This window comes from Pseudomonas sp. X10, assembly GCF_054889225.1.
Map to the genome: position 1 here is coordinate 1,998,177 of NZ_CM142677.1, position 11,580 is coordinate 2,009,756.

The 11,580-nt window shown below is 62.8% G+C and carries 9 protein-coding genes and 3 tRNA genes; 9 read left to right on the plus strand and 3 right to left on the minus strand.

The window, feature by feature from the left end; translation table 11 throughout:
• Positions 1-53: 53 nt before the first annotated feature.
• Together ACYU03_RS09200 and ACYU03_RS09205 are read right to left on the minus strand one after the other, a co-directional pair.
• The gene (locus ACYU03_RS09200; protein WP_461889957.1) at positions 54-1,367 is read right to left on the minus strand and encodes a C4-dicarboxylate transporter DctA; all 1,314 of its coding nucleotides are present in this window, start codon (positions 1,365-1,367) and stop codon (positions 54-56) included.
• A 515-nt stretch (positions 1,368-1,882) separates the two neighbouring features.
• On the minus strand, positions 1,883-3,694 hold the full coding sequence (locus ACYU03_RS09205; protein WP_461889959.1) for a sigma-54-dependent Fis family transcriptional regulator: 1,812 nt from the start codon (positions 3,692-3,694) through the stop codon (positions 1,883-1,885).
• A gap of 270 nt (positions 3,695-3,964) precedes the next feature.
• Between ACYU03_RS09205 and ACYU03_RS09210 the strand changes: the two genes are divergently transcribed.
• Genes ACYU03_RS09210 through ACYU03_RS09235 form a run of 6 tightly spaced genes read left to right on the plus strand, consistent with a single transcriptional unit; the run spans position 3,965 to position 9,899 of the window.
• Positions 3,965-5,059 (plus strand): ABC transporter ATP-binding protein, encoded by a 1,095-nt coding sequence (locus ACYU03_RS09210; RefSeq protein ID WP_461889961.1) that lies wholly within the window; start codon positions 3,965-3,967, stop codon positions 5,057-5,059.
• Positions 5,059-6,156: an ABC transporter ATP-binding protein gene (locus tag ACYU03_RS09215; protein WP_461889963.1), complete on the plus strand. Its 1,098-nt coding sequence runs from the start codon at positions 5,059-5,061 to the stop codon at positions 6,154-6,156. The genes ACYU03_RS09210 and ACYU03_RS09215 overlap by 1 nt, the downstream gene beginning before the upstream one ends.
• Positions 6,153-7,016, plus strand: a complete 864-nt coding sequence (locus tag ACYU03_RS09220; protein ID WP_461889965.1) for a carbohydrate ABC transporter permease — start codon at positions 6,153-6,155, stop codon at positions 7,014-7,016. The genes ACYU03_RS09215 and ACYU03_RS09220 overlap by 4 nt, the downstream gene beginning before the upstream one ends.
• 3 nt (positions 7,017-7,019) lie before the next feature.
• Positions 7,020-7,820, plus strand: a complete 801-nt coding sequence (locus tag ACYU03_RS09225; RefSeq protein ID WP_461889967.1) for a carbohydrate ABC transporter permease — start codon at positions 7,020-7,022, stop codon at positions 7,818-7,820.
• Positions 7,821-7,833: 13 nt separating this feature from the next.
• Positions 7,834-8,106 (plus strand): DUF2160 domain-containing protein, encoded by a 273-nt coding sequence (locus tag ACYU03_RS09230; protein WP_461889969.1) that lies wholly within the window; start codon positions 7,834-7,836, stop codon positions 8,104-8,106.
• A 50-nt stretch (positions 8,107-8,156) separates the two neighbouring features.
• Entirely contained in the window at positions 8,157-9,899 is a 1,743-nt protein-coding gene (locus ACYU03_RS09235) for an ABC transporter substrate-binding protein (RefSeq protein WP_461889971.1), read from the plus strand.
• 124 nt (positions 9,900-10,023) lie between these two features.
• Here ACYU03_RS09235 and folD read toward each other — a convergent pair whose 3' ends face one another.
• On the minus strand, positions 10,024-10,878 hold the full coding sequence (gene folD / locus ACYU03_RS09240) for a bifunctional methylenetetrahydrofolate dehydrogenase/methenyltetrahydrofolate cyclohydrolase FolD (RefSeq protein ID WP_461889973.1): 855 nt from the start codon (positions 10,876-10,878) through the stop codon (positions 10,024-10,026).
• Between the two features lie 287 nt (positions 10,879-11,165).
• Between folD and ACYU03_RS09245 the strand changes: the two genes are divergently transcribed.
• The 3 genes from ACYU03_RS09245 (at position 11,166) to ACYU03_RS09255 (ending at position 11,499) form a co-directional block, all read left to right on the plus strand.
• Positions 11,166-11,242 (plus strand) — tRNA-Arg (locus tag ACYU03_RS09245).
• A 40-nt stretch (positions 11,243-11,282) separates the two neighbouring features.
• Positions 11,283-11,358: transfer RNA gene (locus ACYU03_RS09250), tRNA-His, on the plus strand.
• A 56-nt stretch (positions 11,359-11,414) separates the two neighbouring features.
• Positions 11,415-11,499 (plus strand) — tRNA-Leu (locus ACYU03_RS09255).
• The last annotated feature ends 81 nt before the right edge of the window (positions 11,500-11,580 follow it).

An 11,580-nucleotide genomic window follows, 5' to 3' on the forward strand; every position in this document is an offset into this window, starting at 1 on the left:
TTGCTTCTTTGCTCCATGATCCTGGCCGGTGCCTTGCACCGGCCAGGGGTCAATCAGAACTCTTGTTGCTGGTGGCCGTGGGGCTGCTTGCGCGGCTGCATGGCGAACCCGGGCTTGCCGTCGAGCACGTTCTGCGCACGGTCCAGGTCGATATCACGCTCCCAGCGGGCAATGGCCACGGTGGCGACGCAGTTGCCGATCAGGTTGGTCAGCGCGCGGCCGATGCCCATGAACCAGTCCACCGCCAGCACCAACACCAGGCCGACCACTGGGATCGCCGGCACCGCTGTCAGGGTCGCGGCGAGGATCACCAGGGCCGAGCCGGGGATACCATGGGCGCCCTTGGAGGTGACCAGCGACACCAGCAGGATGGTCATCAGGTCGGTCATGGCCAGTGGCGTGCCGGTGGCGTTGGCGATGAACACGATAGCCAGGGTCAGGTAAATAGAGAAGCCATCGAGGTTGAACGAATAGCCGGTCGGCACCACTAGGCCGACGGTGGAGCTGCCTATGCCCAGGTGCTCCAGCTTGCGCATGATCTGTGGCAGCACGGCGTCGGACGAGGCGGTACCGAGGACGATGGTCAGCTCTTCACGCAGGTACTTGATGAAGGGCAGCAGCTTCAGGCCCGACAGGCGCATCACCGTGCCGAGGATGACCAGGACGAAGCCGGCGCAGGTCAGGTAGAACAGTGCCACCAGGCCGCCCAGGTGCTGCAGCGATTCCAGGCCGTACTTGCTGGTGGTGAAGGCAATGGCACCGAACACGCCGATGGGCGCCAGGCGCACGATCATGCCCATGATGCGGAAGATCACATGGCTGAGCTCGTTGATCAGCCGCGAGATGCCCGAGGCCGACTCGCCGACCAGGTTCAGGGCGCTGCCGAACAGCACGGCGAACAACAGGACCTGGAGGATGTTGTTGTCAGCGAAGGCGCCGATCACCGAGGTCGGGATCAGGTCCATGAAGAAGGCAGCAGCACCGTGGAGGTGCTGGCCACGCTCGGCCAGGCTGCTGGCATCGGCGCTGGACAACTGGTCCAGATGGATGTTGGCGCCGCTGCCGATACCGGTGCTGAAGGCGAGCACCAGACCGATGATCAGGGCAATGGTGGTGAGGACCTCGAAGTAGATCACTGACTTCAGGCCGATGCGTCCGACCTTCTTCAGGTCACCGGCGCCGGAGATGCCACTGACCACCACGCAGAACACGATCAGGCCGATGAGCATCTTGATCAGCTTGATGAAGCCGTCGCCCAAGGGCTTGAGCTGCAGGGAAAGGTCGGGAAGCGCAAGGCCGCAGACAATGCCGAGGATCAGGCCTAGCACTACTTGGAGGAAGATCGAACGCGAGCACCACTTGAGCATGAGGGGGATCTCTGATCGGTGTCCTTGCTTCGATGCCGGGGAGGGCGAAAGAGCGGAGGACTTAATTATTGTGGTCTTACCGGTTTGTCCAGTGCGTGGGCAGTGTAGGCGGGAGTTTTGCGGGTTTGCAAGAGGTGAAAGGACGAAAGGTGTGACTTTTGGCTTTACCGGTCTGACCAGTTAAGGTGCGCGGTGCCACGAAGGCGCTCTATCTCGGTGCAAGTGTAATGCTGTTCACTTAAGACATCTGTCGTATGGTTTGGGGCCGCTGCGCGCCCCATCGCGACACAAGGCCGCTCCCACAAGAGGCTTGCCGATACGTAAATGCGTGGCTTGCAAGTTCTCTGTGGGAGCGGCCTTGTGTCGCGATGGGCTGCGTAGCAGCCCCACCTGAAGGTACTCCAGCTTAAGTGAACAGCATTACGCTCCGACAGAGGGCTTGCAAGTGGGGGGCCGTGGGTTGCAGGGGCTGGCCGGGGGCTGTGGCCGAGCATTACTGATCCTAGGCGTAGGGCTCAACGTTCATCCAGCAGTGCTGGCACGATCAAGCCCTGCTCACGTAGCCGCTTGTACAAGGTGGTGCGGCTGATGCCGAGGCGCCTGGCCACTGACGATACGTTGCCATTGGCTGAGCGCAGCAGGGCGGCGAGGTCGCTGTCGAGCGCTCCGTTGGGGGCTTGCGGCGGAGCATCTTCCCTGTCCGGCAATTCGGCCAGGAAGTTGTCAGGCAGGTGCTCGACCCCAATGGGACGTGGTCCTGCCAGGGCCAGCGCCACCTGCAGCACGCTGGCCAGTTGGCGCAGGTTGCCTGGCCAGGGATGGCGCAGCAACAGGTCGAGTATTTCAGGGCGCAATTGGCTGGGCTGGCTGGGTTCGCGGTACTGCTGGTGAAGCTGTTCGATGAGGGCACGGCGGTCGCTGCGCTCGCGCAGTGGCGGCAAGGCCAGGCTGAGGCCGGCGATACGGTAGTACAGGTCCTGGCGGAAGCGCCCGGCGCTCACTTCGGCGACCAGGTCGCGATTGCTCGCCGAGACCACGCGGATGTCCACGGCGATCGGCTCGCCGCTGCCCAGGGGCTGAATGCTCCGTGACTGCAGAACGCGCAGCAGGCGGGCCTGGGTCGGCAGGGGCATGTCGCCGATCTCGTCGAGGAACAGGATGCCCTGGTCCGCCTTGCGGATCAGCCCGGGGTTGCCTTTGTGGTGGGCGCCGGTAAAAGCGCCTTTCTCGTAGCCGAACAGCTCCGACTCGACCAGTTCGGCGGGAATCGCTGCGCAGTTGACCGCCACCAGTGGCCGCTGGGCTCGGCTGCTGGCACGGTGCAGGGCTGTGACGAAGAACTCCTTGCCGACGCCGGTCTCGCCCTGGATCAGCAAGGGGATGTCCTTTTCCAGCAATAGGCTTGCCTGGGCCAAGGCTTTGTCCAGGCGTGGATCGCCACCCTGGCGTGGCTCGCTGGCCGCTGCCCTGGGCGAGGTGGCGAGGGGCGCGTGCCATTGGCAATGGAAGCGGTTGCGGCCGGTGGCCTGCAAGGCGAAAGGGCGGGTCTCGGCCTGTTCGAGGAGGTGGTGCAGCGGGGTCTGGAACAGCTGTTCGAGGTTGCGCTGTAAGGGGTTTTGCCCCAGCAGGCTGTCGGCGCGGTGGTTGGCGGCCAGCACCTGGCCGCGCTCGTCGAATACCAACAGCCCAGCCCAGGGGCTGTCGAGGTTGTTCGGCCCAGTATTGAACAGCAGTTGCCGATAGCGCCCGGCGAACTGCGCCAGGATCAGACGGTTCTCCAGGCTCTGGCTCATCATGCGCACCAGGCCCAGGGTTTGCGAGGCCGGCAGGTAGCTGTCGCTGGACACATCCAGCACGCCCACCAACCGGCGCTCGGCATCGAACAGCGGTGCCGCGGCGCTGGCCATGAAGCGGTTCTGCTTGAGGAAGTGCTCGTCCTGGCCGACATGCACCGGCCCGCCACAAGCCAGCGCGGTGCCGATGGCATTGGTGCCCACGCCTTGTTCGCGCCAGTGCGCCCCGGCCACGAAGCCGTGCTCCTGGCGTGGACCGATGAAGCGCCGGGTGCCCCAGGCATTGAGCAGGCAGCCTTGGGTATCGCTGAGCATGATCAGGTAGCTGGAGTTACCCAGCAGGTGCGTGTACTGCGGCATCACCTCGTCGCGGGTGACGTGCAGTAGCGTTTGCTGGCGTTCGAGCAGAGCGCTCAGTTCGCTGCCGGTCAGGCTGTCGAAGTCCGGCGCGCTCTGGTGATCCAGGCCGTAGTCGCGACAACGCGACCAGGATGCCTGGATCAACTGGGCATGGGTCGAAGCGGATGCGGCCATGGGCCTGTCCTGTGTGATGTTGTTGTTTTCTGCCGACCGCTGTTCAGTGTCGTCCAGCACTGTTCATTGTCAATGTCGGCAGTGTTCAGTTGTTCAGTGAAAACTGTTCACTTCTGTTCGCAGTTGAACGGCGTGCGTCGGCGGCAGGATGGAAAAACAAACGGTTTCAGTAGCTTGCGTTACAGAAGCTGGCCTGGCACGGATCTGGCTCTTGCATCGGCAGGCGGCGCTGTTCTGGCGCCTGCCCGATAACAACAAGAAGGCCATGCCATGTCCCTTGTGCTGGAACATGTCAGTCGCAGCGTCGACAACCAGGTGTGGATCGAGGACGCCTGCCTGCGCTTCGAGCCCGGTTCGTTCAATGTGCTGCTGGGCCGCACCCTGGCTGGCAAGACCAGCCTGATGCGCCTGATGGCCGGGCTCGACCGCCCGGACCGGGGGCGGGTGCTGATGAACGGCGAGGACGTGACTGGGCGCCCGGTGCGTCAGCGCAATGTGTCGATGGTCTACCAGCAGTTCATCAATTACCCGACCCTGAGCGTGTTCGAGAACATCGCTTCGCCGCTGCGTCAGGCGCGCATGGCCGAGGCGGAGGTCCGGCGTCGGGTCGTTGAAACCGCGCGCATGCTGCGCATCGAGGCCTTCCTGGAGCGCCTGCCGCTGGAGCTGTCTGGCGGCCAGCAACAGCGCACGGCGATGGCCCGGGCGCTGGTCAAGGATGCCGAGCTGATTCTGTTCGACGAGCCGCTGGTCAACCTCGACTACAAGCTGCGCGAGGAACTGCGTCAGGAGATGCGCAAGCTGTTCGCCGCGCGCCATTGCATTGCCGTGTACGCCACCACCGAGCCGAACGAGGCCCTGGCCTTGGGCGGCACCACGACTGTCCTTCATGAAGGACGCATCATTCAGAGCGGGCCTACCGCCCAGGTCTACCACCAGCCTCGCAACGTGCTGGCCGCCGAGCTGTTCTCCGAACCCCCGATCAACCTGATCCAGGGCCATGTCACCGGTAACGAGGTGAGCCTTGCCGGCGCCGTGCACTTCGCCATGAATGCCGACCTGCGGCGCATTGGTGATGGCGAGTACCGCTTTGGCGTGCGCCCCAGCCATATCAGCCTGGTGCCGTCCAACGACGATGACCTGGAACTGGCGGTGCTGGTGGAGTTGGCCGAGATCAGCGGTTCGGAGACCTTCTTGCATGTACGCAACGAGCACTGGCGGATGATCCTGCACCTGCCTGGCGTGCACGAGTACCCGGTCGACACGCCGATCCGGGTGTACATCCCGACCCACAAACTGTTCGTCTTCGACAGCGCGGGGCAATTAGTACAGGCGCCGGGGCTGCGCGAAGCGAGGAGCGCCTGATGGCCGAGATCCGCCTGCAGCGCCTGGCCCACAGCTACAGCCGCCATCCCGCTGCGGATGACGACTATGCCTTGCGCGAACTGGAGCATGTCTGGGAGCAGGGCGGTGCCTATGCCTTGCTCGGACCGTCGGGCTGCGGCAAGTCGACCTTGCTCAACATCATTTCCGGGTTGCTTAGCCCCTCCCAGGGGCAGGTGCTGTTCGACGGCAAGGTGGTCAATGCGTTGTCGCCCCAGGACCGCAACATCGCCCAGGTGTTTCAGTTCCCGGTGGTGTACGACACCATGAGCGTGTTCGACAACCTGGCCTTTCCCTTGCGCAATCAAGGCCTGGGCGAGGCGCGGGTACGCGCCAAGGTGCAGGAGATCGCCGAGGTGCTCGATCTGGGCAATGTGTTGCTGCGCAAGGCACGCAACCTCAGCGCCGACGAGAAGCAGAAGGTTTCCATGGGCCGGGGCCTGGTGCGCGACGATGTGTCGGCGATCCTCTTCGACGAGCCGCTGACGGTGATCGATCCGCACCTGAAGTGGAAGCTGCGACGCAAGCTCAAGCAGATCCACGAGCAGTTCAACATCACCATGATCTACGTCACCCACGATCAGTTGGAGGCCTCGACCTTCGCCGACAAGATCGCGGTGATGTACGGCGGCCAGATCGTTCAGTTCGGTACTCCGCGCGAGCTGTTCGAGCGGCCACGGCACACCTTCGTCGGCTACTTCATCGGCAGCCCCGGCATGAACCTGATCGAGGTGCGGGCCGAGGCGGGCGGGGTGGGTTTCGGCGGTATCCACCTGGCCTTGCCCGAGGCCTTGGAGCAGTGCCTGGCAGAGCGGCCGGGCAGCCGCTTGCAAGTGGGCATCCGCCCGGAGTTCGTGCAGGTCTGGGACGGCCCGTTCGACGATGCCTTCAGCGCTCGGGTCGTGGATGTGGAAGACCTGGGCACCTACAAGATCCTCACCCTGGAGCTTGGCGGCGCGACGTTCAAGGCGCGCCTCGGGGAGGACCGGATGGTGCCCGAGGCGCAGGCCTGGGTCAGTTTCCCGGCGCAGTGGCTGATGCTCTATGCCGATGACGTGCTGCTGGAGGCGGGGCCATGAACAAGGTGCCGAACAACAAGGCTTGGTGGCTGGTGTTGCCGGTGTTCCTGCTGGTGGCGTTCAGCGCGGTGGTGCCGATGATGACCGTGGTCAACTACTCGGTGCAGGACATCTTCGACCAGTCCAGCCGCTACTTCGTCGGTGCCGATTGGTACCGCCAGGTGCTGCAGGACCCACGTCTGCACGACTCGTTGTTGCGCCAGTTCATCTATTCGGGCTGCGTGCTGCTGATCGAAATCCCGCTGGGCATCGGCATCGCCCTGACCATGCCGGGCAAGGGGCGCTGGTCGTCGCTGTGCCTGATCGTCATGGCCATTCCGCTGCTGATCCCCTGGAACGTGGTCGGCACCATCTGGCAGATCTTCGGCCGCGCCGACATCGGCCTACTGGGGGCGACCCTCAGCCAGTTGGGGATCAGCTACAACTATGCCGGCAACACCCTGGATGCCTGGGTCACGGTGCTGGTGATGGACGTCTGGCACTGGACCTCGCTAGTGGCGCTGCTCTGCTACTCCGGGCTGCGGGCGATCCCCGATGTCTACTATCAGGCTGCGCGCATCGACCGTGCCTCGGCCTGGGCGGTGTTCCGGCATATCCAACTGCCCAAGCTCAAGAACGTGCTGCTGATTGCCGTGATGCTGCGTTTCATGGACAGCTTCATGATCTACACCGAGCCCTTCGTGCTCACCGGTGGCGGCCCTGGCAACGCCACCACCTTCCTCAGCCAGACCCTGACGCAGATGGCGGTGGGGCAGTTCGACCTGGGCCCGGCGGCGGCGTTCTCGCTGGTGTACTTCCTGATCATCCTGCTGGTGTCGTGGCTGTTCTATACGGCCATGACCCACACCGATAAGGACTAGGCCATGAACCTGCGCAAGACCTTGCCCTTGCTGCTGTACTTCTTCTTCCTGCTGGTGCCGATCTACTGGCTGCTGAACATGTCGTTCAAGAGTAATACCGAGATCCTCGGCGGCCTGACCCTGTGGCCCCAGGACTTCACCCTCGACAACTATCGGGTGATCTTCACCGACCCCAGCTGGTACAGCGGCTACATCAATTCGCTGTACTACGTCTGCCTGAACACGGCGATCTCCCTGTGCGTGGCGCTGCCAGCGGCCTATGCCTTCTCGCGCTACCGCTTCCTGGGCGACAAGCACCTGTTCTTCTGGCTGCTGACCAACCGCATGGCGCCGCCGGCGGTGTTCCTGCTGCCGTTCTTCCAGCTGTATTCGTCCATTGGCCTGTTCGACACCCATATTGCCGTGGCCCTGGCCCACTGCCTGTTCAATGTGCCGCTGGCGGTGTGGATCCTGGAGGGGTTCATGTCCGGGGTACCCAAGGAAATCGACGAGACCGCCTACATCGATGGCTACAGCTTCCCGCGCTTCTTCGTGAAGATCTTTATCCCGCTGATCGGCTCCGGCATCGGTGTCACGGCGTTCTTCTGCTTCATGTTCTCTTGGGTCGAACTGCTCCTGGCGCGCACGCTCACCTCGGTCAACGCCAAGCCGATCGCGGCGGTGATGACCCGCACCGTGTCCGCCTCGGGGATCGACTGGGGTGTGCTGGCGGCTGCCGGGGTGTTGACCATCCTGCCGGGAATGCTGGTGATCTGGTTCGTTCGCAACCACGTGGCCAAGGGCTTTGCCCTGGGCCGGGTGTGAAGGAGGTCCGACGATGGATTGGATGGCCTGGACCCTGCCGACGGCGTTGTTCTTCGCCGCCATCGGCCTGTTGTTGCTGGGCATGACCTTGTACGAGCTGCGCCGGCCCTGTGTGGCGCGCCGCGGCTTTTTGCCGATCGCCACCAGTCGTGGCGACCGGCTGTTCATCGGTCTGCTGGTCAGCGCCTACCTGCACCTGCTGGTGGTCGGGATCAGCGACTGGCCGTTGTGGGTAGCCTCGCTGCTGTCGCTGGCTTGGCTCTTGGTGGTGATGCGCTGGGGTTAGCCGGGTGGGTTCGGCACGGCCTCATGGAATAACTCAATCGGGAGATCACAATGTTCGACAACAACAAGAACCGGCGACATTTGACCCTGGCCGCGCTGCTGGTGCTCGCCGGCCTGCAGGGCACTGCCTGGGCCGACGCCTATGAGGATGCGGCGAAGAAATGGATCGACAGCGAGTTCAAGCCGTCGACCCTGACCCCCGAACAGCAGTTGGATGAGCTCAAGTGGTTCATCAAGGCGGCAGAGCCGTTTCGCGGGATGAAGATAAACGTGGTGTCGGAAACCATCGCCACCCATGAGTATGAAGCCAAGGTGTTGGCCAAGGCCTTTAGCGAGATCACCGGGATTCGCCTGACCCACGACCTGTTGCAGGAAGGTGATGTCGTGGAAAAGCTGCAGACTCAGATGCAGTCCGACAAGAACATCTATGACGGCTGGGTCAATGACTCGGACCTGATCGGCACCCACTTCCGCTACGGCAAGACCCAGTCGATCACTGACCTGATGGCCAACGAGGGCAAGGACTACACCTCGCCGACCCTGGACCTGCAGGACTTCATCGGCATCTCCTTCACCACCGCGCCCGATGGCAAGGTCTACCAGTTGCCGGACCAACAGTTCGCCAACCTGTACTGGTTCCGCGCCGACTGGTTCGAGCGGCCGGACCTCAAGGCCAGGTTCAAGGAGAAGTACGGCTATGAGCTGGGTGTGCCGGTCAACTGGTCGGCCTATGAAGACATCGCCCAGTTCTTCACCGAGGACGTCAAGGAGATCGACGGCAAGCGGGTGTATGGCCATATGGACTATGGCAAGAAGGACCCGTCGCTAGGCTGGCGCTTCACCGATGCCTGGTTTTCCATGGCCGGCGGCGGCGACAAGGGGCTGCCCAACGGGTTGCCGGTGGACGAGTGGGGCATCCGGGTGGAGGACTGCCATCCGGTCGGCTCCAGCGTCACCCGTGGCGGTGACACCAACGGCCCGGCCGCGGTGTACGCGACGCAAAAGTACGTCGACTGGCTGCGTGCCTATGCACCCAAGGAAGCTCAGGGCATGACCTTCTCCGAGGCGGGCCCGGTGCCGGCCCAGGGCAATATCGCCCAGCAGATCTTCTGGTACACCGCTTTCACCGCCGACATGACCAAGCCAGGCCTGCCGGTGATGAACGCCGATGGCACGCCCAAGTGGCGCATGGCGCCGTCGCCCAAGGGGCCGTACTGGGAGGAGGGCATGAAGCTGGGCTACCAGGACGCTGGTTCATGGACCTTCCTCAAGTCCACCCCGGAGAAGCAACGCCTGGCCGCCTGGCTCTATGCCCAATTCGTCACCTCCAAGACGGTTTCGCTGAAGAAGACCATCGTCGGCCTGACGCCGATCCGCGAGTCGGACATCAACTCCCAGGCCATGACGGAGCTGGCGCCCAAGCTCGGCGGGCTGGTCGAGTTCTACCGCAGCCCGGCCCGGGTGCAGTGGACCCCGACCGGCACCAACGTGCCGGACTATCCGCGTCTGGCGCAGCTGTGGTGGAGCCATATCGCCGAGGTGGCCAGTGGCGAGAAGACCCCGCAACAGGCCCTGGATGGCCTGGCCCGCGACCAGGACCGCATCCTTGAACGCCTCGAGCGCTCCAAGGCCCAGGCCACCTGCGCGCCCAAGCTGAACCCGGAACGCGACGCCCAATACTGGTTCGACCAGCCCGGTGCGCCGAAGCCCAAGCTTGCCAACGAGAAGCCCAAGGGCGAGACCGTGAGCTATAGCGAGCTGCTCAAGTCATGGGAGGCGGCGCGCAAGGATTGATAGGTGATCGCTCAGCCTTTTGCGCAAGGGCTAAGAGTCTAAGACGGGCACCCGCTGGCCATAAAAAACGGCACCTTCTCAGGTGCCGTTCTGCTTGCGCCGCTGGAAGCTAAATCCAGTGTGCTTACTTGTGCAGCTCTTCAGCCGCATACAAGGTGTTCTCCAGCAGGCAGGCGCGGGTCATCGGCCCGACGCCGCCTGGCACCGGCGTGATCCAGCCGGCGCGGGGTAGGGCGGTCTCGTAGACCACGTCGCCGACCAGCTTGCCGTCTTCCTGGCGGTTGATGCCGACGTCGATGACGATGGCACCTTCCTGGATCCACTCACCCTTGACCAGGCCCGGCTTGCCGGCGGCCACCACCACCAGGTCGGCACGGCCGACATGCTCGGCCAAGTCCTTGGTGAAGCGGTGGGTGACGGTCACGGTGCAGCCGGCCAGCAGCAGTTCCATGGCCATCGGACGGCCGACGATGTTCGACGCGCCGACTACGACTGCGTTCATGCCGTACAGGTCCTGACCGGTGCTGTGCAGCAAGGTCATGATGCCTTTCGGGGTGCAGGGGCGCAGCAGTGGGATGCGCTGGGCCAGGCGGCCGACGTTATAAGGATGGAAACCGTCGACGTCCTTGTCTGGACGGATGCGCTCAAGCAGCAGCGAAGCGTCCAGGTGTTCTGGCAGCGGCAACTGCAGGAGGATGCCGTCGACAGCCGGATCATCATTGAGGCGGTCGATCAGGTCGGTCAGGGCTTGCTGCGTGGTATCGCTGGGCAGGTCGAAAGCCTGGGAGATGAAACCGACCTCTTCGCAGTCCTTGCGCTTGTGCGAGACATAGACTTGAGAGGCAGGGTCGGTGCCGACCAGGATCACAGCCAGGCCCGGCGTACGCAGGCCCTGCTGGCGACGCTCCACGACACGTTGAGCAATCTGCTGGCGCAGGTTGGCGGCGATCGCCTTGCCGTCGATAAGGTGTGCAGTCATAGACGCGTGATTAACCATCGAGAAGGGAACAAAAGAGGCGCGCATTCTCGCACGACACGGCCCGAGGGCAAAGGCGGTTGGTCCGGCAATTCCCCTAACCCCTTAAATAAAATGAATTTTTTTGAAAAAAGTGTTGACGACCTTTCGGCTCGTCTATAACATTCGTCGCACTTGTCGGGCAGAGCCTAGCACTGGTTAGCAAGGTCAGGCAGAATAAGCGGATTTGCTAGCTTGTTCGGTACGGCTAAACGTTAATTTGTAATCGTAACTGAAAGCAGATTAAATATGCGCCCGTAGCTCAGCTGGATAGAGCATCCGCCTTCTAAGCGGATGGTCGCAGGTTCGAGTCCTGCCGGGTGCGCCATAAGGCAGCTTTGGCACAAGTAACGCAGTACCGCAATATGGTGGGCGTAGCTCAGTTGGTAGAGCGCTGGATTGTGATTCCAGTTGTCGTGGGTTCGATTCCCATCGTCCACCCCATATTCCACAAAGGCGCCTGATTGTATAATCTGGCGCCTTTGCTTTAAGTGCTCCATGCGGACGTGGTGAAATTGGTAGACACACTGGATTTAGGTTCCAGCGGCGCAAGCTGTAAGAGTTCGAGTCTCTTCGTCCGCACCATCTGTAGTTTCGCTGGCTTTCACTGAGTTGTGCGAAACCCCCTAAAGAAGCCGCCTAGAGCGGCTTTTTTTTATGGCTAGC